This is a genomic window from Xylanimonas oleitrophica (genome assembly GCF_003244315.1).
Classification (GTDB): domain Bacteria; phylum Actinomycetota; class Actinomycetes; order Actinomycetales; family Cellulomonadaceae; genus Xylanimonas_A; species Xylanimonas_A oleitrophica.
Genome location: NZ_QKWH01000010.1, coordinates 82848 through 105457 on the forward strand (window position 1 = coordinate 82848; position 22610 = coordinate 105457).

Consider the following 22610-nt stretch of genomic DNA (forward strand, 5'->3'; position numbering starts at 1 on the left):
CCCCGGAGACCACCGTGACCGACACCCCCGCCACCACGAAGCCGTCCGCCCTGTTCGTCTGCGTGCACAACGCCGGCCGCTCCCAGATGGCGGCGGGCTTCCTGCGCGCCCTGTCGGGCGGCGCCGTCGAGGTCCGCTCGGCCGGGTCGATGCCCGCCGAGCGGATCAACCCCGTCGCCGTCGAGGCCATGGCCGAGGTGGGTGTCGACATCACCGCCGAGCAGCCCAAGGTGCTCACCACCGACGCCGTGCAGGCGTCCGACGTCGTGATCACCATGGGCTGCGGCGACGCCTGCCCGATCTTCCCCGGCAAGCGCTACGAGGACTGGCAGCTCGACGACCCCGCCGGCCAGGGCCTCGGGGCCGTGCGGCCCATCCGCGACGAGATCGAGCGCCGCGTGCGCGACCTGCTCACCTCGCTCAACGTCGAGCCCGTCGCCATGCCCACCGCGTGAGCCGCTAGCTCGTCGGGCGAGGATGCCGGCCACACCGCGATGGTGTGGCCGGCATCAGTGCACATGCCCCGGGTAGTGCCGCGCGGATCCGTTCAGTGAGTGTCGTCCTCTTCGGCCAGTTCCTCGAGAACTTCGAACGGCGACTCGACGTCGCCCCGCCAGGCTTCGACTCCCTCACGGATCGCCAGAACCGCAACGACCAACGCAGCGACCGAGTCGGCCCACATCCAGCCGAACAGCGAGTTCGCGAGCAGTCCGATCAGGACGGTGCCGGACAGGTAGATGCACAGCAGGAGCTGCTTGGCGTCGGCCTGGACGCTGCGCGATCCGAGCTCGCGGCCGGTGCGGAACTCGAACCAGGCCAGGACCGGCATGATGATCAGGCTCGCCACGGCGATACCGATGCCGAGCGGGCTGTGGTCGACGTCGGCCTGGCCGGTGAGGCTCAGCACGGCGTCGATGGTGACGTAGGCGGCCAGGGCGAAGAACGCGATCGCGATGGCGCGGACGGTCGCCTTCTCCCACCGCTCGGGGTCCTTGCGGGTGAACTGCCAGGCGACCGCTGCGGCCGAGGCGACCTCGATGACCGAGTCCAGGCCGAACCCGATCAGCGCCGCCGAGGACGCCTGCGCGCCGGCGGTGATCGCGACGACGGCCTCGATCACGTTGTAGGTGATCGTGAACCCGACGATGAACCGCACCCGCCGATGCAGGCGGACGCGCCGCTCTTCGGTGAGGGTCGAGTTCATCGCACGCACGCTCCTGCGCACTCGGGTGTCGGGCAGCCGCCGTCGATGCATGGCGCGTCCTCGTCCACAGCGAGGGTCACGTCGATCAGCATCACCAGCGCCCGCGCCAGGCGCGGCTCGGCGATCTCATACCGCGTCTGACGGCCCTCGGGCTCGGCGACGACGATGCCGCAGTCCCGCAGGCACGTCAGGTGGTTCGAGACGTTGGAGCGCGTGAGCTCCAGCTCACGCGCGAGCACAGCCGGGTAGCTCGGCCCGTGCAGCAGGGACATCAGGATGCGTGAGCGTGTCGGGTCGGCCATGGCGCGCCCGAGGCGGTTCATCACGTCGAGCCGTGAGGCTATGGTCAGCATGCGCTGACCATACAGCGCATGCTGACCTATTGTCACGGCTGTGAGTCAGGCGTCCTCGCGGTCGCCCGAGCGGCCGTGCACGATGCCTGACGCGAAACCGACGCCCGCCGGGGCGCCGGCGCCGAGCGTGACGAGTTGCGGCTCGGCCGGTGCACTCCCGCAGCACGACCCGGCCGCGGACTCTCCGTCCGCATCCAGCGCCAGGTCCGTGGAGCACACCCCCGTGGCCGGCAGGTTCAGCTCGACGGCGTCCGCGGCCGCGCGGTCGCCGGCCAGCGCGGCCGCGACGGAGCGCACCTGCTCGTACCCGGTGGCCAGCAGGAACGTCGGCGCACGGCCGTAGGACTTCATGCCCACGAGGTAGAAGCCGTCGTCCGGGTGGGACAGCACCTGCTCGCCGTGCGGCGGCACGGTGCCGCAGGAGTGCTGGTTGGGGTCGATGAGCGGCGCGAGCGCGCTCGGGGCCTCGACGACCGGGTCGAGGTCGAGGCGCACCTCGCGCAGCATGTCGAGGTCGGGGCGGAAACCAGTCGCGTTCACGATCGCGTGCACGTCCAGGGTCAGCGGCTCGTCCTTGGCCGTACCGAGCACCTGGACCGACCCGGCCCTCGGGACGAGCTGCTCGATCGAGACGCGCGTCAGCAGGCGAAGGCGGCCGGCGTCCACGGCCTCGCGCAGCCGAGTGCCGAGCAGGCCGCGCGCGGGCAGCTCGTCGTCGGTGCCGCCGCCGAACAAGCGCCGGGCCGAGCCGCCGCGGATCGCCCACGTGATCGTCGTGCCCGGCGCCGTCTCGGACAGCTCCACGAGGCTCAGCAGCGTGTTCGCGGCCGAGTGTCCCATGCCGACCACGAGCGTGTGCTTCCCCGCGAACCGGTCGCGCGCCGCACCGAGGACGTCGGGTAGTGGACCGGTCACGAACCCGGCTGCCTCGACCTCGCCCGCGGCGGGAAGGCCGGAGACGCCGAGCGGGTTCGAGGTGTCGTACGTCCCGGAGGCGTCGATCACCGCGCGGGCGAGGACGTCGGCGACACGACCGTAGGCGTCGACCGTGCGGACCCGGTACCCCCGACGCTCACGACCGAGCGAACGCGTCTTATCCGCACCGTCGCGCGCCACCGCGAGCACCCGGGTGCCCGTGCGCAGCCGAGAGGAGATCTCCGGCGTGGCCGCCAGCGGGGCGAGGTACCCGTCCACGAGCTCGTGGCCCGTCGGCAACGTATCCAGGTCCGGTTCGGTCCAGCCCGTGGGCTCCAGCAGACGGCGAGCCGCGGCGTCGATGTCGTACCGCCAGGGCGAGAACAGCCGGACGTGGCCCCACGACGCGATCGCCGCACCGGCCTGCTCGCCGGCCTCCAGCACCAGCGGCTCCAGGCCACGCTCAAGCAGGTGCGCCGCGGCCGCCAGCCCCACCGGGCCGCCGCCGATCACGACCACCGGCAGCTCGTTTCGAGCAACCTCGCTCATCACCACTCCTCACATCGAGAATCATCGATACGGCGATCCTGGACCACCTATCGATGGATGTCAATCTATGGGAGGATGGGGCCATGACCACGACCGCGCCAGCACCCCTGCCTCTCGCCGCGCCCGCGGACGGCGGCTGCTGCGCGCCCGCGCTGACCCAGGCTGTCGAGCCTGAGGTCGCCCAGGGGCTTGCCCGGTCGTTCAAGGCACTCGCCGACCCCGCCCGCGTCCAGCTGCTCGCGATCGTGGCCACCCAGCCCGGCGCCGAGGCGTGCGTCTGCGACCTCACCGAGCCTGTCGGCCTCTCACAGCCCACCGTCAGCCACCACCTCAAGATCCTCGTCGAGGCAGGCCTGCTCGAGCGCGAACAGCGCGGCCGCTGGGCCTACTTCTCCCTCGCACCCGGAGCCCTCGCCGGACTCGTGGCATCACTGTCGGCCGCAACGCAGGTCAGCGCGTAGTCCCCGAACCTTGAGGTTTTGAAACCTCCAGAACCCGTTTCTGGCGCGCCTCAGAATCGGTCAGTTTTGAAAGCATCCCGGTGGTTTGTCGAGAACCGACAGAACCTCGTGTTCGCGGCTACGCAATTGCGCGGCGCACCTTCGCCGAGGACGACCAGCGCAGCTATCGGGTAGTTCGGCTGCCGTTCGGCTTCTTCTTCCCGTGGTACATGAGCGTGAAGCCCCAACCGGCCCACTCCATGGGCCAGGCCCAGGCGCGGGCCCACGCCGGCCCGAGATACTTCTCCAGGCCCCGCCGGATCCACCAAGCGGTGGGGATGTGGCGGTAGCCCTTGTGGGCGAGCGGGGTCGCGGAGTGCAGGCGGACGGTGGAGAAGTACTCGCCGGTGAGATCGGTCAGTTCGTCGCGGGAGAACCAGCGGCGACGCTGGTCCGGGTGCGGCGGGGCGATGATGCAGTGGTTCTGCAGCACGGGCCGGTTCTGGGTAGCGAGCATCAGGTGACCGCCATCAGCCAGGAGGTCGTGCACGCGGGCGATGAATGCCTGGTGGTCCTCGACATGGGACAGGACTTCGAGTCCCACGATGACGTCGAAGGATCCGAGGGGAAGGTCGACGTCGAGGACGTCGCCGGTGAAGAACGTCGCCTGCGGGACGCGCTCACGCGCACGTTCGAGGACGGTCGGACTGAGGTCGACTCCGGTAACGGTTCCGTACTCGACGAGTTGGTCGACGAACCAACCTGCGCCGCACCCGACCTCGAGGATTCGCAGGTCGCGGCGGCTGCTCTGGTCGAGCCACTTCCTGACGAAGTAGGCCTGCCGGTGAGAGACCTCCGACTGGCCGCGCTCCCGGTTCTCCGCGTTCCACTGGTCCCAGTAGGCGGCTTCGCGCGACTCTGATGTCTGCACCATGCTTGAGCATCCCAGGCCGGGCCCAATGCAGTCACGGGTGAACCTGAGCCTGAGCCCAGCGATGCGCCCCCACGTGATCTCTCCGGCCGGATCGCCGAAGGTCTCGGCCAGGGCGAGGCCCTTGGTCATCTCCGTGGGGGCGACCCAGGCATAGGTCTCCACGGCGCGCTGGGCCACGTGGGCCAGGACGGCGCAGGCGCCACGGATGAGGGGCGTGGGCCGTCGTCGGTGGTGGGAGCTCGGCGCACGGCGATGAGGTGGGGTGCGTACCGGGTGCACGAGCCAGCCGAGGATCACGGCGCCGAGGATCACGAGCGGGAAGGGGGGCGGCGAGCACGATCCGCGGCTGCCTGCCGAGCCGGCGCGCGATCCTTACTACTCGGCGCCGGAGCCCGGCGGCGAGCAAACCGCGGGGTGTCTACCGTCGGGAAGCCGAAGCCATGGATGAAGGGACGGTGCCGGATGTCTGCCCAGGAGCACAAGGAGGGCGGCCGCGGAAGAGGGCGGACGTACGCGCGGTTCGCCGCCATGATCGCGACTTCCACCGTCGTGATGTTCGGGCTCACCTACACGAACGTCTTCGCGCTCGACCACGTTCGGTTCAGTGAGGAACGGGTCTACATGGCCGTCCTGATGGGCTCGGCGATGGCGCTCATCATGCTCGGATTCATGTGGGGACACATGTACCGCGACGTACGCGCGAACGTCGCGGTCGTCCTGGTCGCGGTAGTTGTCGGCACGGGTGCGCTCGCCTTGTCACGGTCGCAGGCACTCGTCGATGACCGCGCCTACATGAAGGGGATGATCCCGCACCACTCGATCGCGATCCTCACGAGCGAACGTGCCGACATCGACGACGTCCGGGTCCGTCAGCTCGCTGACGAGATCAGCGCCACCCAGCATCGCGAGATCGTGGAGATGGAGTGGCTGATCGAGGACATCGCACGCAATGGCACCGCGTCCACGGCTGAGGAGGCTGCCGCCAGGCCGGTGCCGAGCTTCTCTCCTTCGGACGACTGAGGCGAGGCCCGCACCGCGCACGGCCGAGAGTCACACCGCCTGCTCGCCGGCGTCTACCCGATCTCACACGTTGCGAACTCCCCGCGCTTGAACACCTCACATGGTTGCCTCATGAGATCTCCGCCATCGAGATCCACGTGATTCCGAGATCGGTGCTGATCATGAGGCGCTGATCGGTGGCGACGACGAGGTGCGATGTGGCATCGGGGCCGACCGCCACGGTCATCGCCTCAAGGGGTTCCCCGTCGGCGGTGCCGTGGGCCTCCCAGTTGGTCGCGGACGCTGTGGCTGTCCACACGAGGCCGCTGGTGTCGATCCCGACGATATCTCCGGTTGTCGTCGCTTCCACGAAGACCAGCAGCGGGGCGTTCGCGAGTACCGAGAAGCTCTGCCCGAAGTCCTGGCTGATCTGGACGCCGTCGGGCGTCGTGGCAATGATCTGGTTGGGGTCGTCAGGAAGGAACGCCAGGTCGTGGGCTGCGACCGTGGCGCCGTGCTTCCAGGTGCGGCCGGCGTCGTTGCTGGTCAGGAGAGTAGAGCTGGCCGAATCCAGGCCGACGATTCGTTCGGCGCCGGCGTTGTCCGTCGCGGCGAGGGCATGGAAGTCGACTTCGCCCGCAAGGGACACGGGTTCCCACGTCTGTGCCCGGTCGGTGGAGCGGATCAGGCCGAGGTTTGGTGCGGCAAGGTCGGTGGCCTCGCCGGGCCCAGGGTGCCCGGAGGCCAGCAGCGAGCCATCCGGGGCGAGGGTCATGCCCATCGTGTCTTGAGTGCCCGAGCCGAGGCGCTGCGCAGTGGCCCGGTCGGCCTCGGCGGGTGCTGTGGGATCTGGTAGGGCCCACACCCCGGCGTGTGTGGCTGCGTACAAGGCACGGTCTTGCTCGTCGAAGACGAGGGAGTGCAGGTGGGAGAACTCGGCCCGGTTCAGCGTGGCGCCGGACGGGTTTGCGGATCCCTCGCTGGGTGACTCGCCGGGCGGCTCGGGGGATGCGGAGCACGCGGTCAGGATGAGCATCAGCGCGGCGGCCGTGGGGATGCGGAGGCGTGCGAGGGCAGGGGGGATCATGGAATGTCCTAGGGCGGGAAGGTGAGGCGGGCGGGCAGGGCGAGCCGGTGGTGCGCCGGGCTCGGATGGCCGGCGCACCACCGTCGGGTCACTGCTGGGCGAGCAGGTCTGTCATCGTCGAGATCTCTGCCTGCTGGGTGTCAACGATGCTCTCCGCCATGGCGATCGCGTCCGGGTTCTGCCCTTCGTCGACCTCGGTCTGTGCCATCGCGATGGCGCCCTGGTGGTGGGAGATCATCTGCGACAGGAACAGGCGTCCGGCCTCGGCTCCGCTAGCGTCCTCGAGGGCCTCCATATCGTCTGCACTCATCATCCCGTTCATGGACCCGTGGTCCATCGATCCCATCGAGTCCATCGACCCGGACTCAGGGACGGGTGCTCCCCACTGCTCGAGCCACTGGGTGAGCTGCTCGATCTCCGGGGCCTGCGCCTCCTTGATCTGGGCAGCGAGGTCCAAGACCCGCGGGTCGATCCCCGATTTGTCGGTGATCAGGTCCGACATCTCAACCGCCTGCTGGTGGTGCGGGATCATCATCTGCGCGAACTCGACGTCCGCGTCGTTGAACTGGGTCGATGCGTCCGGCGATTGCTCGGCCGCCGGACTCGACATCGTGGACATGTCGTGGGCGGGCTCCTGCGTGTTCGAGCAGGCGCCAAGCACCGCCACGCCGACGATCAGGAGAGCGGGCACAAGGGTGCGCTTCATCAGGATGGGGCCTTTCTTGGGTAGATCCACTGGCGGACGGGAACGTCCTGGCACTAGAAGCCGGCGACGCGTCAAGGCTCGACGCGTCGCCTCAGGGATCTACGTCCGAGAAATGCTCAACGCATGCAGTGATGGGGCGCGGGCGACGAGTGCCCGCGCGAGCTGCGCGGGCCGTGGCCCTGCCCGCGTCTCACTGACCATGAAGAAGAGGCGCCGCACCGGCACCGCAAGGGTCAGCAGCACGACGAGCACCATCAGACACATCGCGGTCATCAGCTCGCTTCCGCCACAACTGTGGTCACAGGATGGCGAGCCGTCGTCCTCGTGGTCGATGGCATCCACGACCGTTCCCGCCGCGTGAGGAGACACAGCAGTCTGCGCCGCCTCAGCCATCACGGATGGGGCTGCGTGAGCGCTCGAGGAGCCACTCATCGCGTGCATCGTCACGACGCCAAGGATCAGCAGGACGACCATGAGCGCAGCACCGAGCCGCCGACGAGGATCGGCCAACAGTAGGCGAAGGGTGCGCAGCGCGAGCATGACTCGCACGAGCGTAACGAATCCCGCGCTCGTGCGAGCGACGCCCTGTTGGTCCCGCCCCGAACTCGGCATTGCAGCGGCGATGCCCGTGGCCTGATTGCCAGCCGACGACCATCGCGCGCGCCGACCGGGCGGGGGCCGAGGGGCCTTGCTCGCGTGGGGGCTACGCGCAGGGGTGTCATGGCGTCGTTATCTTTTCGTGACTTTCGGCGAGGCCTCGGGTACATTCGGCCCACCTCACATCGTGGGGTGCACGGGCGGGCGCCGAGCCCTGCCGCCGCCGCGTGCACGTCAACACCCGGCAGGGACGGGGGAACCACTTTCGGGCGCCGCTGTTCGGCGTCCTCGGGGTGAAGCCATGCGAGCAACGCTCGCTGGCCGGGTCAGTCTCCGACCCGAATCCGACAGCTAACCTCGCAGGCGCCAGGAGATACCGATGCTCGTTCACCTGCGCTCTACCCGCCTGTGCCACACTGCGGCACCCGCGAGCCGCCTCCGTTTCGGGGGCCTCGCATGAAGCACGGCACCACCGATCCAGCCCGCCGGCCCCGCCCGAACCGCAACCGCGCCACAGGCGGCCGCCACGCCCAGGACCGCCGGCCGGGCCCACGGTCGGGCGCCCGTGTTCTCGGCGGAAGCATCGGCCTTGCCGCCATGGTCGCCACGACGGCGGCCTTCGCGATCACCTCGAGCGAGAGCCAGGACGCCCACGCCGAGCCGCTCAGACAACCCGCGGATGTCCGAGCACAGGAGGCGAGCGAAGCCTCACGGGCGGTGACTGCCGCCCCGCCCATCGTGGTCGACCGGTCCGCCAAGATTTCCAGGGCCGAGGAGCGGCTAAAGATCGAGATCGAGCCGGCACCCCCCGAGCCGAAGCCGACCCCGCCGCCGGAAACACGGCCGGAATCAGAGTCGGAAGCGGGGGCGGACGCACCGCGGGAAGATGCGGCCGGCAGCGCACCCGCAGGCTCACTGCCCGGCTGCGCCGTCGCGGTCGAGCAGGGGTGGGAGAACGGCCAGGTCCCGGACGACCAGCTGTGCTCACCCTGGGACGGGGCACAGCAGGTCCGTGCGGATGCCGCCCAGGCGTTGGCGGAGCTGAACGAGGCCTACACGGTCCGGTTCGGTGAGTCGATGTGCCTCACGGACGGCTACCGCTCCTACGACCAGCAGGTCGCGACAAAGGCAGCCAAGGGATACCTCGCCGCCACTCCAGGCACGTCGAACCATGGTTGGGGCCTCGCGGTCGACCTGTGCGCGGAGTCCTACTCCGGGGAGCGATGGGACTGGCTTGCTGACCAGGCACAGACCTCCGGCTGGGACAACCCCGACTGGGCACGGCCCGGCGGCTCCAAGTACGAGCCGTGGCACTGGGAGTACGTCGACGCCGTCGCCGCTCAGTCATCTTGAGCTTCACCCGCGCAGTGACCGCGCGAGGCGGGAGCTGCACGCGATGCGTCCGGCCCTGCGACCAGCGTGATCCGTGCCAGGGCGTCCTGCTGGCGTGCGTGGTCGCGCCCAGGATCGGTGAGCGTGCACCGGATCAATCCCGCGCCGTGAGGCCGGGGTGCTCGGATGTGTCGGGCGTGCGGTCGGCGCGGTTCGTACGGTGGGATCGGTGCTCACCGTCGGGGGTCGGGCAGGTCGGCCGCGGTGGGTCGAGGAGGTCGTCGTGAGCGTGACGCGAGAGATGGTCGAGACGTTTCCGGGCGAGGGGTTCGCGCCCTCGTCGGAGCTGGTGGCCTGTATCGAAGCGTGCCTCGGGTGTGCTCAGTCATGCACGGCGTGCGCGGACGCGTGCTTGAGCGAGGAGCACGTGGGCGAGCTGCGCCGGTGCATCCGGCTCAACGCCGACTGCGCCGACGTGTGCTCGACCACCGCGGCGGTGCTGAGCCGGCAGACGTCGCCGGACCTGGAACTCGTGCGTGCGGTGTTGCAGGCGTGCATGACGGCTTGCGCTGCGTGCGGGACCGAGTGCGAGCAGCACGCACAGATGCACGAGCACTGCGCGGTGTGCGCGCGAGCGTGCAGGGCGTGCGAGCAGGCATGCCGGGCACTGCTGGCTGAGCTGGGCTGAGCTGGGCTGAGCCGCGTAGAGCTCAGCTCGGGGAGCTGTTTCTGGACAGTGGTTGGGTCGACGGGGATGCCACCCGATGACTGCCCGCCGTCACTTCGCTGTTCGCCGGTCGCCGGTCAGACTTCGAGGGCCTGCTCATCGCGGCGCTGCTGCTGGCATTCGGGACGAGGCGCGCGGTGAGCGCATCGGCCACGGCACGCGGGCCTCGCCGACGAAATACCCTGCCGGGGTATTCTGTTGTGCTGGTCGCGCCGTCGCATCTCGAGAGGAAGTTCGGTCATGAAGCCTCACGGTCATGAAGAGCACGAACCGAACCTGGCCGGCCAGCTCCATCGGAGGCAGGCTGGGGTCGAGACGACAAGCGGCGAGAGCGACACGCCGCACGGCTCGCCCGAGCATGTCCACCACGAGGAGTCCCACACCGGGCACCACGGGGCGCAGGGCACCGTCTCTGAACAACCTTCGAACCATGCCGATCACCAGGATCACGCTGGACACGACCAGCATTCAGAACATGGCGGTCACGGCGGTCATGGCGGTCACGGGAACCACGGGGACCACGTCGGGCAGTTCCGCCGGCTGTTCTGGATCATGTTGGTTCTCGCGGTCCCGGTCGTTGCGACCTCGAGCATGTTCGCGATGGTTCTCGGGTACGAGCTGCCCGACGTGCCGGGGCTGGGGCTGATCTCTCCGGTGCTCGGCACCGTCATGTATGTGTGGGGTGGGCGGCCCTTCTTGACGGGCGCGGTGTCGGAGATCCGGGCGGGTAAGCCCGGGATGATGCTGCTCATCGGCCTGGCGATCACCGTCGCGTTCGTCGCGTCGTGGGGCGCGAGCCTGGGCCTGCTCGACCACCAGCTCGACTTCTGGTGGGAGCTGGCGCTGCTGATCGTGATCATGCTGCTGGGGCACTGGATCGAGATGCGGTCCCTCGCGCAGACGACCTCGGCCCTGGATTCCCTGGCCGCGTTGCTGCCGGACGAGGCCGAGCGGGTCGAAGGCGACGAGGTCGTCACCGTGGCGCCAGCGGACCTTCGCGTGGGTGACGTCGTCGTGGTCCGCCCTGGCGGAAGGGTCTCGGCGGACGGCAGGATCGTGGACGGCGCCGCGAGTATGGACGAGTCGATGATCACCGGAGAGTCGCGCACCGTGCGGCGTGGCAGCGGTGACGTCGTCGTGGCCGGCACCGTCGCGACGGACTCGGGTCTGCGGGTGGAGGTCACTGCGGTCGGGCAGGACACTGCCCTGGCGGGCATCCAGCGCCTGGTCACCGAGGCGCAGAGCTCCAGCTCACGCGCCCAGCGCCTGGCCGACACCGCAGCCGGGTGGTTGTTCTGGTTCGCCCTCGGCGCCGCGGTGCTCACAGCCGCGGCGTGGACCGTCCTCGGCATGCCTGACGCCGCGGTGATCCGGACGGTGACCGTCCTCGTCATCGCATGCCCGCACGCCCTGGGCCTGGCCATCCCGCTCGTGGTGTCCATCGCGACCGAACGTGCCGCGCGCGGTGGCGTCCTGATCAAGGACCGGCTCGCACTGGAGAGCATGCGCACCGTCGACGCAGTGCTGTTCGACAAGACCGGCACCCTGACCAAGGGCGAGCCCACCGTGACCGCGATCGAGGCCACCGGCGACCACGACGAGGACACCGTCCTCACCCTGGCCGCGGCCGCGGAGTCCGACTCCGAGCACCCGCTCGCCCGGGCCATCGTCCGCGCAGCACGCGAGAAGAAGCTGTCTGTCCCGCCCGCTCGAGACTTCGAGTCGTCGCCGGCGGTCGGGGTCCGGGCCACCGTCGAGGGCCGGCAGGTCGAGGTCGGGGGGCCCAATCTGCTGCACGAGCGATCGGCGCAGGAGCTGACGGTCACCGACCGGTGGCGCGAGTCGGGCGCCATCATCCTGCACGTCCTGATCGACGGACACGTCGCCGGGGCCCTTCGCCTGGCTGACGAGATCCGCCCTGAGTCCCGCGAGGCGGTTACCGCGCTGCACCGGCGCGGTGTGCAGGTCGTGATGATCACCGGCGACGCCGAAGCGGTGGCCGCGTCCGTGGCCCGCGAGCTCGGCGTCGAACGCTACTTCGCCGGTGTGCGGCCCGAGGACAAGTCCGCCAAGGTCCAGCAGCTGCAGCACGAAGGTCGCAAGGTCGCCATGGTCGGGGACGGCGTGAACGATGCGCCCGCGCTCGCCCAGGCGGACGTCGGCATCGCGATCGGCGCCGGCACCGACGTCGCCATCGCGTCCGCCGGGGTCATCCTGGCCAGCGACGACCCCCGATCGGTGCTGTCCGTGATCGAGCTGTCACGGGCGAGCTACCGCAAGATGAAGCAGAACCTGTGGTGGGCCGCGGGCTACAACCTCATCTCCGTCCCGCTCGCCGCCGGCGTGCTAGCTCCCATCGGGTTCGTCATGCCGATGTCCGTCGGAGCCCTACTCATGTCCGCCTCGACCGTCGTCGTCGCCCTCAACGCCCAGCTCCTACGCCGCCTGGACCTGCACCCTGAGACCAGCACCCAGGCCATCCTCGGAGAACCAAGCCACGACGCCGAACGAAAGGACGTGCACGCATGACCACCCCGCCTTCTGGCGCCCGTGCACAGCGTCTCCAGCCCTGAACGGCCTGCTGACGAACCCGCCGCCGTCGACGTCAGCATCAGGACGTAGCGCAGCCGGTTGCACGGTGGAAGGCTGCTGGCGTGATGGAACCCGCATGGGACGAGATCGACCTGGTAGGGGCGCGCGAATGCGCCCGCACCGCCGCCGACGGCGCACCGCCGGACGGGAGGGTCATCGCGCTCCGCCATCACGGCCGGGCTTCAGTAGTTCTCGTTCGAGCCGACCCTCACGGTGACTGGGCCCTGGTCTATGTGTGCACCGACCGTGCGGGTGTACGGGTGGAGGACTCGAGCGCTCTGCTGGACCTGACCGCCGAGCACACGTTTCAGGTCGGCAGCGCGGCCGCACGATACGGTCAGCCGCCGCGGCTGCATTTCGCCGCGATCCGCTCTCCGGGCGTCACCACCGCGCGAACCCGGTGGCCCGGGAAACCCTGGCGCATCCTCACCGCCGACCCTGACAGGTGGATCCTCGACGTTCTCGCGACCGACGACTTCGAGGCGCCCGCGTACGAGTTCGAGGCTCCCGACGGGACCTGGCACCGCATCGGATGATCACCCGCGGTCCGCCGGGAAGCATGGAAGGAAGGTGCACAGCCGGAGGACGGCTCTTGGAGGCGCGCTTCGGCGGCCGCGGCCATCGCGTCGAGATGTCGTGGCCGTAATCCGCCCAGCAGAAACACAAGGCGGGGGAGTCTCCCCGAACCCCTAAGGGGTATCACTCGAAGAGTGGGGCGCCGGTGATGCCTGCCGTGCACGCCCGGGGATCGCGATGCTGGCGATGATGGTGGCCGCGACCGCGCCGATGGCGACGGCGAGGAACGCCCGCTGGAAGCCGGCGTCGCCGCCTGCGGTGAGGCTGACGACCGCGATGCTGGAGACGGTGGCAACGCCCACGGATGCGCCGATCTCGTGGAAGGTGCTCAGCAGACCCGAGGCGATACCGGCCTCCTCAGGGGCAACCTGGCCGAGGGCGGTCACCGAAGCGACGACGAACAGCATGCCGATGCCGAGCGCGCCGAAGCTGATCCCGACGGTCGTGGTGAGGGTGGTCGACCACAGGGCGGGGACCAGGAGTCCGATGGCGCCCACGATCATTCCGATCGCGCCGAGCTTGCGGGCACCGAGCTTGCCGACGAGCTTTCCCGCCATCTGGGCGCCGGCCATCGTGGCCAGGGCGATGGGCAGGAACAGCAGGCCGGTGACCAGTGGCCCGTAGCCGGCGTACTGCTGGAAGTAGAACGTGCCGAGGAAGAACACCGCGACCATCAGGGCGGTGGCGGTCGCGAGGACGAACGCTCCGGCGAACACCGGCCGCCGGCCGAGCAGGGAAAGGTTCATCAGCGGAGAGCGGGTGGTGTTCTGCCACCAGCCGAACAGCAGGTAGAGCACGACCGCGATCCCGGCGAACACGAGCGTGCGCGGAGCGGTCCAGCCGGTCTCGCCGGCGATCGTCAGCGCGTAGATTGTCAGTCCTGTCGCACCGGTGACCAGGATGGCCCCGAGCACGTCCAGGCGAGGGCGGGCACCGGGCTGGGGTGGCAGCGGCGGCAGCACGCGCAGCAGGCCAATCAGGACGATCACGCCGACGGGCACGTTGACGAAGAACACCCACGGCCAGCCAGGACCGGCGGAGATCAGGCCACCGAGCAGCACCCCGACGGCGGCTCCGCCACCGCCGAGGGCGGACCAGATGCCCAGTGCGCGGTTGCGCTCGTCACCGTCGAACAAGCGAACGACCACCGACAGCGCTGCCGGGGAGAGCATGGCTGCGCCTATACCTTGAGCGATGCGCCCGGCGAGCAGCACGGTCCCGCTGTCGGCGAAGCCCGCGGCCAGAGAACCGGCGACGAAGACGGTCAGGCCGGTGTAGACGATGGGCTTTGCACCGAACAGGTCCGCGCTCCTGCCGCCAAGGAGCATGAGGCCACCGAAGGCGACGGTGTATGCGGTAACGACCCAGGTCAGCGCCTCGCGCGAGAGCGACAAGTCGGCTTCCATCTGGGGCAGGGCGATCGCCACGACGGTGACATCGAGGATCAGCATGAACTGGGCCGCGCCCAGCAGGCCGAGCGCCAGCCAGCGCTTCGGGTAGGCGCCCACGGTGCCGGGTGGTGAAGGGGTAGTCATCACGAATCTCCTAACTAGAACAGCGATGTACGAGATACAACGGGTACGCTATCTCATACATTCCCGTACGACTTGTGAGGTGACGCGTGCCGACGAAGAAGGGGACAGCGTCCGGCGGCACCCGGCGCACCCCCGCGACGGGCAGCCGCGCGGCCAACCAACGGGCGGACGCCCAGCGCAACCGGGCGAAGATTCTGGCGGGCACCGTGACAGCGATCAGCAGGAACCCTGACGCCTCCGTCGCGGACATCGCCGCCGAAGCAGGAGTCGGCCGCGTGACCCTGTACGGGCACTTTCAGAACCGCGCCGAACTCATCGAAGCCGCTCTCATGGACAGCCTCGAACGCGGCGAAGATGTCCTCAGCGAAGTGCCCCTGGACGGGGAGGCAGCTGCGGCGTTCCAGCGACTGGTGGCCTCCAGCTGGGTACTCGTCGACCAATCCCGTGCCCTGCTGGCTGCAGCACAGAAGGAGCTGCCCGCCGCGCGTATCCGCGAACTCCACGAGAACGCCGAAGCCCGCATGCGCGGCCTGCTGCTGCGAGGCCAGCGCGAGGGCGCCTTCCGCGTCGACCTGCCGGTGTCCTGGCTGCTGACCACCACGCACGTGGTGATGAACGGAGCCAGCGAGGAAGTGCGCATCGGCCGGCTCGATCCCGAAGACGCGCCACGGTTCATCGACGCGATCCTGCTGCCCGCCTTCACACAGAAGCGAGATCGATGAGCGCCGCGAAGACCCTGCACACCTCCCATGCTGACGTCGACGTCGAGCTCTTCACCCTCACGCGCGAACTGGCCTGCAACCGGATGTTTTGGTCAACAAGAGCGCGGCCACCGGCCTCTTTTCCCCGATCAAGCTGAGACACTCGTCCACACAAGCGCCGATACCACCCCTGGCACCGACCCGCGCCAGCACCAGCGCGTCCGTCGCGGTCGCTGACTACAAGGGCTTGCCCGAAGACGCTTATCGTGTGCTGCCCAGCGCAGCCGAGCTCGAAGCCGTCATCGAGGATGAGCTCACCCGCTGCTCCTGAGCAAGACCACTTCTGACCAGCGCAAACACCACGCCGATAGCCCGGATTGTGACATAGATGGCCCGACGCCAGAGAGACCGCCAAGGAACCGCATGGGCGGCATTTCGACACGACCGGAGAAGCCCTAGGGCGGGCGTGCCTGGTGGGACTCCCGAGCTGTGCCCAGCGCACCTTGGTTCCGCCCGTAGGTGCAGGCCAGCGGATTCCCGGAATCACCCGTGGAGCAGCCGTAGCTGCCGGGCGTTGAGTCGTCTACCCCAGCTCTATCAGCGCAGAGGGGGCCGAGGGTGTCCCTGCTTCGGAAGCGGGGTGCTCGCTGTCGATGCGGGCGAGCGCGTCGGTGAACTCGTAGGCGATCGTGTCGGAATGGGTCCGCGGGTCCGGGTCGAAGGCGGCGATCAGGGCTTCCTGGGCCGCGGCGATGGACTCGGCGTCGAGGGTCGGGACGATTGCCCTCGCCACCCGCCGTGTGACGCCAACCTGGCCCTCGATCGTGTCCAGGGCGAACGCCGTCGCGATCTCGTGATCGACGAGCGCGGCAGCGAGCGGGCGCGGATGGGCAAGAGGTTGGGCAAGAGTCTCTGTCTTGCCCGATTGGACGAGCTCGCCGGGGTCCTTCGCTCCTGACCAGGTCGCTTGCCGCACGCGGCCAGCATCGGCGGGCCCGAGCAGCGACCACAGGCGGACGGCCGCCGCGCGCCCTGCGGGGTCGGCGTCGAACGCGAGAACGAGGCCGTCGAGGCTTCCGGCGTCGCGGGCGATGGCCGAGAGGTGGTTCGCAGTGACGGCCGTGCCACAGGTAGCCAGGGGCACGAGGTCGTCGCGGCCGATGGCGTCGATGGCCGCGGCGTCCATAGGGCCTTCGACGAGGACGGGCGTGGCGCCATCCGCCAGGCGCTGCCGGGCTTCGGGAGTGAGCCCGTAGAGCAATCGGCGCTTGTCGTATGCCGCGGTGGCGGCGGTATTGAGGTACTTCGGGGTATCCGGCCGGGTGATGGTCTCGGCGGGGTTGGCTCGGGCGGTGAAGCCAGCGATGTGCCCGGCGTCGTCGTAGACGGGCATGGGGACACGGTCGCGGAACCGGTCGACAAGCCGGCCTGTGCGCGCGAGGGTCGCAAGCCCGGCGTCGAGGATGTCGTCGTCGGTGAAGCCCGTGCTGCGCAGGTGGTCGATGGTCGTGGTCCAGCCCGCGGGAGCGTGCGCGGCCGGGACGACGCTGGCGAGGCCGCGCTCGGTCAGGTAGGCGGGCACCCATGACGACGGGTGGGCGGCGCAGGTCTGCCAGTAGTCCCAGGCGGCGGCGTTGGCCTCGGCGATCCGGTCGAGGACCGAGGGTTCCGCGGTGTGGGGTTCGCGGACGTCGTCGCGCCAGGAGGGCGTGCTCGGCGGAGGTGAGTAGTCGGCGTCGTCCGGCCAGCCGTCGGAGTCTGACCACGGCTCGCCATCCGCGCCGAGGAACCGTGCGTCCGCGGGAACGTCGGCGTCGTAGTCGCCGGGGTCGAGCGCGTCCCAGTCGATGTCGGCGTAGGGGTCGACCTCGATAGGTCGGGACAGGTCGGGGTAGTGGCGTGTGCCGCCGTCGTGCCAGTGCTCGAATTCATCCCGCACCTGCTCGTAGTGCCGCAGGCGACGGCGGTCGCCGACGGGCTCGGGGCCGAGCGGGGTCGGTGCGGTGATGTGCCAGGTGTCGCGGTAGATCGCGACGGCGAGCATTGCCTGCCGCCACGCGTCGGCCAGCTCCGGTGCGGAGTCTGGGTCGGGTGCGGGCGGGGCGTCGAGCACCCAGGAGGGCGGGTCATGGTCGAGTTGCCGGGCGAGGTCGGCGACGAGCCGGGCGATGAGCGCTTCGGACTGGCGGGCCAGGTCCGCCAGCGGCGCGTCGTCGGTATCGATGCGAACGACGAGGCCGGCGACGTAGGTGGGGTTGTCGGCGGTGACGGGTGCGGGGTCGACGAGGGCTGCGGCCAGACGCCACTGCATGATCGCCGTCGGGTCGACGTGGCTGGTGGCCTCGTTGTTGGCCCCGCCGTCACCGGCGAGTGGCACTTCCTCGGGGTCGGCGTCCCATAGCCCGAGCGTCCCCTGAGAAGCGCCGCGTGCTTCGCGAGTGGGCGGGATGCGCAGGAGCCGCTGGGCGCGGTCGGGGTTGACGGCGTAGGCGTGGCGGAAGGTGGACACGAGCGCGTCCCATGCCGGGGAGCCAGTGAAGTCGATGTCGGGGTGGAGCCGGGCGAGGTGCGCCGCGAGGCGGGGTGCTTCGGCGTGGGAGGCGAGCACGTCGTGCTCGGCGACCAGGCGCCCGATGTTGGTGTGCGCGGCGACCTCGGCGTCGCGCTGCTCGTGGGCGGTCTGTTCGGCGCCGACGGCGGCCAGGGCGCGGGCGAGGATCGACGTGCCGGTGGTCATCACCAGGCGCCGTGTGCCGTCGTTGTCGGTCTCCCACGGGGAGCGGTTCTCGTGGGCGAGATCCGCGGCGTCGGGCAGCCCGACCCAGGCGGTGTTGTTGGCTCGGCCGCGGGTCATCGCGACGTAGAGCAGCTCGCGGGTCATGCGTGCGCCGTACGGGATGAACAGGTGCGCTTCGTCGACCGTGATGCCTTGGGCGCGGTGGGCCGTCAGCGCGTACCCGAGGTCGCAATGGGCTGCGAGGTAGCCGGGCGGGAGAGTGGTGCGTGCGCCGGTGGCGACGCGCCGACAGGTCGCGGAACCCTGGTCGTCGATGGCGGTGATGCGCAGCAGGTCGCCGTTGTGAATGGCCACGCCGGTGTTGTCGTGCAGGGTGCGGTAGTCGTTGAGCCGGGCGTAGATGAGGTCCCCGACGCCGGCGTCTTGCCCGGCGCGCAGCGTGGCGAGTCGGGTGGTGTCGACTTCGCCGGCCTGGCGGCGGTCGAGGGTGGTGCGCAGGTTGAGGTCGGCGACGTGGTCGTTGGTCGCGGCGACCAGGACGGCGGTGCGCCCGGCGCGTTGGGCGGTGCGGACGGCGTCGTAGGCGCTGTCGAGCATGACGTCGGTCTCGCCGTCGCGGATGCGTCCGGCGTCGGCGTACGAGGGCGGCTCGTCGCCGTCGGTGGTCAGCAGGACGGTGGCGTCACCGTCGCGCAGCCGGAGCGACGCGGCGGCCTCCCAGGCGGCGTCGAACCGGAACAGCGAGGTCAGGTGGGCGGCCTTGCCTTGCCGGTCGAGCCAGCCCAGGACGCCGCCGGCGTCGACGGAGTCGAGCTGGGCCGGGTCGCCGACGAGCGCGACCTTCGCCCCTGCCGCCACTGCAAGGTGCCCGAGCGCGGCCAAGTCGTGGGTCGAGCACATCGAGGCTTCATCGACGACGACGAGGGTGCCGGGCTTGAGGGTGAACGAGGCTTCCTCGGCGTCCAGGGCGGCCAGGCCGCGTGCGGCGGCCGCCCTCCTGCGAGGGCTCGGTGCGTGGAGTGCGGCGGCGAGGTCGCCCCGGCGCGCGGCGCGCTGGCCACGAGCGTCGGGGGAGTTGCGGGCGAGCAGCATCGCGAGGGTGTGGGCGTCGATGCCGACCGAGGCTGACAGCTCGTGCGCCGCACGCGCTGAGGGGGCGACGCCGAGCACCGAACCCGGCCCGTGAGTTGCGGTCCACACGTCGTGGAGCGCGCGCATCGTCGTCGTCTTGCCCGACCCGGCCGGGCCGACCAGCGCGGTGAGCGCGTGCGGGTCCCCGGCAAGGTGCCGGACGCCGTCGGCCTGGTCCTCGGCCAAGGGCGGTTCGGACCAGTGGGCAAGAATCTGGGCGAGACGCTCCGGCTCAACGAATACGGCGTGATGTTTGGGGAGGGAGGCGAGGAACGCTTCGGCGTCGAGCACCTCTTGGGCGGTGAACAGCCGCAGGTTGGGGTTGTCGAACACCGTGTGGCCGGCGAACGCCAGGCGCGGGTCGGCGGCTGCGTCAGTGGGTAGCTCGTAGCGGTGCGGGGTGATCGGCACGCACAACGCGAGGGCCGCCTCGGTGATCGCGTCGATCACCTGCTGGCGGTCGGCGGGCCGGAAGCGGACCAGGCGGGTGAGGCGCTCGACCTCTGCGCGGGCGTTGAATCGCGACCACGTCGCCCGACGGCGAGCGAGGGTGTCGTGGACGGCGTGCGCGAGCGAGTCGTGAACCTCGTCGTCGTGGTGATCGGCGAGCCACGTCTCGACGTCGGCGTCGGTCACACGGGCCAGGTGCTCGCGGTCGACACCCGGGCCGTCGGTCAGGTGGTGAGCGATCGCCAGGCGGGCGAGCTGCTCGACGACGTCGCCACGGACTTGCCCGGCGGCGGCCGGCGCCGGCTCATGGCCGAGGACCCGACCCAGGAGGTTCTTGATGTCGACGCCGAGCTGGCGGAGCTGCTCCCGCCAAGTGCGCGACAGGTCGGTCAGCGAGGCCGCGATCGCGTCCTTGGGCTTACGGGTCTCGCGCCACGCCTGAGCGTCGAGCGCGACGCCGACCGCTTGCGGCACGACGTCGGCCTTGGGGTGATCGGCGAGCCACACTCGCTCGAGCGCCTCGCGGCGCTGCCGTAGCGCGAACCTGCGCGAGGAGAACCGGTCGACGAGATCCGGCGGGAAGCCGGCGACGTCGGCCACGACCGAACGCCCTGAGCGCGCATCGGGCCGGTCACGTTCGACGAACACCATGCCCAAACGTTCATGGAGCAGGTCGAGCAGCGCGTTCTCGTGCAGTTCGCTCATCGCGACCGCCGACCGGTAGACGGTCCGCCCGTCGAGGGTGAGCCACTTGCCGTCGAAATCGCGCCGCACCCGGTTGGCCAGGGCCACGTGCGTGTGCAGGTGCGGGTCGCCGTCGCGCGTCTCGAAGTGGTCGTACGCGATCGCGATCACTCCGCGCACGCTCGCCGCGGCCACGCCCGCGCGTCCTGAGCGCGTGGACGCGACATCGGCCTCGAACCAGTCGAGCGCTCGCGTGATCGCGTCGTGGTGAGCGCTCATGATCGCCGCCCGCGTCTCGGGGTCGGCCACACCCCAGATGACGCTCACCGACTTCGGGATGGAGAACGTCAGATCGAACCCCGAGACCTGTTCGGGTGACTCCTGCGCACGGGCCTCGTGAAGTTGGCGTGGCGGGATGCCGAGGGGTGTGGCGGTCAAAGGGTGCGCGAAGCGGGAGAACAAGCGCTCGGCCTGCTCGCGCGTCGCCTCATCGCCGATGGTCAGACCCAGGCTCCGGACGGCCGATCCCATCCATCGGCCCGGTGGCGTGCCCGGGTGCGTGTAGTACGCGACCGCGCCGGACGCCACGGGCTCGGTGCCGTCGGCCTGGACGACCGACTTGAGCAGGTAGGCGACGCCAGCGGTCGCGGAGATCTTCGTGAGGTTCATCGTCATCGCGATCACGCTCCGTGCCCGCGAATCTCGGGCAGGTAGTGGGTCAGGATCATGCGCACGCGCTCATGGGCGACGATCTGATCGCCGTACGCGCACGCGAGCTGCCACAGCCAGCCGGCGAGATCGCGTGCGGCAGCCTCGTGACCGAGCGCGATCTCCTCGAGCTCGGCCTTCTCCCGGGCGATCGCGGCGGTGCCCGCTTCGAGCTGCTTGATGCGCGCGGTCGCATCTGCGCTGAGCGCCTCGAGCCGCGAGGCGAGCGCGCGATCACGGCGAGCGGCCGAACGCTGCCGGGCGAGCGCGCGTGATCGCTTCGAGTGCGCGGTCGAGCGCTCACGGCGAGCGAGTCGCGCGCACTGATCGGAGCAGTACCGTCCACCGTGTCGGGCGCGCTCGACGGGGACCGCGACGCCGCAGCCAACGCGTGCGCACGCATGGACTGGTGCCGGCCGCGAGTGGGCCATTCGCTCGCACTCCGACGAGCAGAATTTCGCCCGGCGGCGCAGCCGCTCCCCGTCGACCAGACGGTCACACCCAGGTCGTTCACAAGAGTGTGGGCACGGGGGTGCCCAAGCCCGGCGGCCACGCGCCCGCGACCGGTGGGAGCGTGCGGCCGCACGGTTCGTACACGTCCGCGAGCAGTACTTCGCGCGCGGGCCGCGCGCTGGTGAGACGGCCTTCTCGCAGTCGGGGTTTGCGCACCGACGAACGGCGTCAACGCTCGGCGACTCGGCAGGTATCTCCATGCCTCTCTCCATGCCCGACACTTCGCTGACCGCGTCCGAACCGGCCTGCCGGTATCGGCTGACGGCTGACGCGGCCCGCGAGGGCTGATCTACACGGGTGCAAGAGGCGCGTCGTGAAGTTTGGTGACGTAGGTCTTGGCGTTTTGGGGAGGCCGCTCGAAGGAGCTGCTTGCCGTCGTCCTGCTGTCCTGGGTCGGCGTCGTGGCGGGTCGGTGTGCCTGGGGGATTGAGGACTTTCCGAGAGGTCAGTCGCGAGCCACTTCTGCGGGTCTTGTTGTCGGATAGTCGCCGCGCTGAACGGATTGAACGGCAGCCCGGTGTTCAGGGCCGCGAACACGTCCGCGAACTGGGTGGCCAGCTCGGCCGACGGGCGGCCTCGTTCCAGAACAATGTGAGCAGCCCGCCGGGTCGCAGCACCGATGCTGCCTTCGCGGCGCCTGCCTCGGCGTCGACCCAGTGCCACGTCTGGCCGGCGATCACGCCGTCGAGGGTACGCCCGGCAGGATCCCAGTCTTCGATGCGGCCGTTCTCGACGTCGAACCCCTTGGCGCGGGCGACCGCTGCCATGTTCGGGTCCGGCTCGAGGCCGAGCACGGTGAAGCCCCGATCGGCGAACGGCTCCGCGGAGACCCCCGTGCCGATGCCGACGTCGAGCAGCGACGTGCCGGGCAACCGCTCGGCGATCGCGTCGATCAGTTCGCCTGGGTAATGGGGGCGGGTCCGGCGTAGCGTTCGGCGACGTTGCCGAACGACTGGGCGATCTCGCGGTGGCGGTGGGCGTCAGAGACCTGTGACGCGGTGGGGGCCGGGGGACACGCCAGCGAGAGTAGGCGCGCTGCCTTCACCTGGTTCGGCACTTCACCGAGGGCGTATCCGAATCCGGCTGTTACTCCGAGGCCACTTCGTGGGCATTCCCCTGGTGTACGTATCCGCCAGCGCC

At 70.0% G+C, this 22610-nt stretch carries 18 protein-coding genes, 2 pseudogenes and 1 riboswitch; of the genes and pseudogenes, 8 read left to right on the forward strand and 12 right to left on the reverse strand.

From position 1 onward, the window contains the following. Window positions 1–14 precede the first annotated feature (14 nt). A complete protein-coding gene (locus tag DNL40_RS12155; protein ID WP_111251558.1) occupies window positions 15–455 on the forward strand; it encodes an arsenate reductase ArsC in 441 nt (146 codons plus the stop codon). Window positions 456–547: 92 nt separating this feature from the next. Here DNL40_RS12155 and DNL40_RS12160 read toward each other — a convergent pair whose 3' ends face one another. The 3 genes from DNL40_RS12160 to DNL40_RS12170 are packed head-to-tail and all read right to left on the reverse strand — an operon-like array spanning window position 548 to window position 3021. Further along, window positions 548–1204 (reverse strand): cation efflux transmembrane domain-containing protein, encoded by a 657-nt coding sequence (locus DNL40_RS12160; RefSeq protein ID WP_111251530.1) that lies wholly within the window; start codon window positions 1202–1204, stop codon window positions 548–550. Further along, window positions 1201–1557 carry a Cd(II)/Pb(II)-sensing metalloregulatory transcriptional regulator CmtR gene (gene cmtR, locus DNL40_RS12165; protein ID WP_111251531.1) on the reverse strand — a complete coding sequence of 119 codons (357 nt, stop codon included), beginning with the start codon at window positions 1555–1557 and terminating at the stop codon, window positions 1201–1203. Before cmtR ends, DNL40_RS12160 begins: the two co-directional genes overlap by 4 nt. Before the next feature lie 45 nt (window positions 1558–1602). Then, window positions 1603–3021 (reverse strand): FAD-dependent oxidoreductase, encoded by a 1419-nt coding sequence (locus tag DNL40_RS12170; RefSeq protein ID WP_111251559.1) that lies wholly within the window; start codon window positions 3019–3021, stop codon window positions 1603–1605. 83 nt (window positions 3022–3104) lie between these two features. Between DNL40_RS12170 and DNL40_RS12175 the strand changes: the two genes are divergently transcribed. Further along, window positions 3105–3482, forward strand: a complete 378-nt coding sequence (locus DNL40_RS12175; RefSeq protein ID WP_111251532.1) for an ArsR/SmtB family transcription factor — start codon at window positions 3105–3107, stop codon at window positions 3480–3482. A gap of 163 nt (window positions 3483–3645) precedes the next feature. On the opposite strand, the gene DNL40_RS12180 is transcribed toward DNL40_RS12175, so the two are convergent. Continuing rightward, window positions 3646–4692: a class I SAM-dependent methyltransferase gene (locus tag DNL40_RS12180; protein ID WP_146252093.1), complete on the reverse strand. Its 1047-nt coding sequence runs from the start codon at window positions 4690–4692 to the stop codon at window positions 3646–3648. 165 nt (window positions 4693–4857) lie between these two features. On the opposite strand from DNL40_RS12180, the gene DNL40_RS12185 reads away from it, so the two are divergent. Then, entirely contained in the window at window positions 4858–5415 is a 558-nt protein-coding gene (locus tag DNL40_RS12185) for a DUF305 domain-containing protein (protein ID WP_111251534.1), read from the forward strand. Between the two features lie 109 nt (window positions 5416–5524). Here the strand turns inward: DNL40_RS12185 and DNL40_RS12190 are convergent, their stop codons facing one another. The 3 genes from DNL40_RS12190 to DNL40_RS12200 form a co-directional block, all read right to left on the reverse strand. Next, the gene (locus DNL40_RS12190) at window positions 5525–6481 is read right to left on the reverse strand and encodes a F510_1955 family glycosylhydrolase (protein WP_111251535.1); all 957 of its coding nucleotides are present in this window, start codon (window positions 6479–6481) and stop codon (window positions 5525–5527) included. An 88-nt stretch (window positions 6482–6569) separates the two neighbouring features. Then, window positions 6570–7217, reverse strand: a complete 648-nt coding sequence (locus tag DNL40_RS12195; protein ID WP_245885886.1) for a DUF305 domain-containing protein — start codon at window positions 7215–7217, stop codon at window positions 6570–6572. Between the two features lie 69 nt (window positions 7218–7286). Further along, entirely contained in the window at window positions 7287–7727 is a 441-nt protein-coding gene (locus tag DNL40_RS12200; protein ID WP_111251536.1) for a DUF6153 family protein, read from the reverse strand. A 279-nt stretch (window positions 7728–8006) separates the two neighbouring features. After that, window positions 8007–8164: riboswitch (cyclic di-AMP (ydaO/yuaA leader) on the forward strand. Between the two features lie 76 nt (window positions 8165–8240). Here DNL40_RS12200 and DNL40_RS12205 point away from each other — a divergent pair. From DNL40_RS12205 to DNL40_RS12220, 4 genes are all read left to right on the forward strand, one after another. Beyond that, the gene (locus DNL40_RS12205) at window positions 8241–9137 is read left to right on the forward strand and encodes a M15 family metallopeptidase (RefSeq protein WP_111251537.1); all 897 of its coding nucleotides are present in this window, start codon (window positions 8241–8243) and stop codon (window positions 9135–9137) included. A gap of 280 nt (window positions 9138–9417) precedes the next feature. Then, entirely contained in the window at window positions 9418–9804 is a 387-nt protein-coding gene (locus DNL40_RS12210; protein WP_111251561.1) for a four-helix bundle copper-binding protein, read from the forward strand. A gap of 279 nt (window positions 9805–10083) precedes the next feature. Continuing rightward, window positions 10084–12372, forward strand: a complete 2289-nt coding sequence (locus DNL40_RS12215) for a heavy metal translocating P-type ATPase (RefSeq protein WP_425450780.1) — start codon at window positions 10084–10086, stop codon at window positions 12370–12372. A gap of 125 nt (window positions 12373–12497) precedes the next feature. Beyond that, a complete protein-coding gene (locus tag DNL40_RS12220) occupies window positions 12498–12971 on the forward strand; it encodes a hypothetical protein (protein WP_111251538.1) in 474 nt (157 codons plus the stop codon). Window positions 12972–13124: 153 nt separating this feature from the next. On the opposite strand, the gene DNL40_RS12225 is transcribed toward DNL40_RS12220, so the two are convergent. Next, window positions 13125–14546: an MFS transporter gene (locus tag DNL40_RS12225; protein ID WP_111251539.1), complete on the reverse strand. Its 1422-nt coding sequence runs from the start codon at window positions 14544–14546 to the stop codon at window positions 13125–13127. Between the two features lie 86 nt (window positions 14547–14632). Between DNL40_RS12225 and DNL40_RS12230 the strand changes: the two genes are divergently transcribed. Then, a complete protein-coding gene (locus DNL40_RS12230) occupies window positions 14633–15268 on the forward strand; it encodes a TetR/AcrR family transcriptional regulator (protein ID WP_111251540.1) in 636 nt (211 codons plus the stop codon). A 562-nt stretch (window positions 15269–15830) separates the two neighbouring features. Here the strand turns inward: DNL40_RS12230 and mobF are convergent. The 4 genes and pseudogenes from mobF to DNL40_RS16640 all read right to left on the reverse strand — a co-directional run. Then, window positions 15831–20924: a MobF family relaxase gene (gene mobF / locus DNL40_RS12240; RefSeq protein ID WP_146252094.1), complete on the reverse strand. Its 5094-nt coding sequence runs from the start codon at window positions 20922–20924 to the stop codon at window positions 15831–15833. A 5-nt stretch (window positions 20925–20929) separates the two neighbouring features. Continuing rightward, window positions 20930–21388 (reverse strand): hypothetical protein, encoded by a 459-nt coding sequence (locus DNL40_RS16800; RefSeq protein WP_245885887.1) that lies wholly within the window; start codon window positions 21386–21388, stop codon window positions 20930–20932. 138 nt (window positions 21389–21526) lie between these two features. Further along, window positions 21527–21682: pseudogene (locus tag DNL40_RS17025) on the reverse strand (CGNR zinc finger domain-containing protein); the annotation flags it as partial. Between the two features lie 309 nt (window positions 21683–21991). Beyond that, a pseudogene (locus DNL40_RS16640) lies at window positions 21992–22384 on the reverse strand (class I SAM-dependent methyltransferase); the annotation flags it as partial. Window positions 22385–22610: the final 226 nt, after the last annotated feature.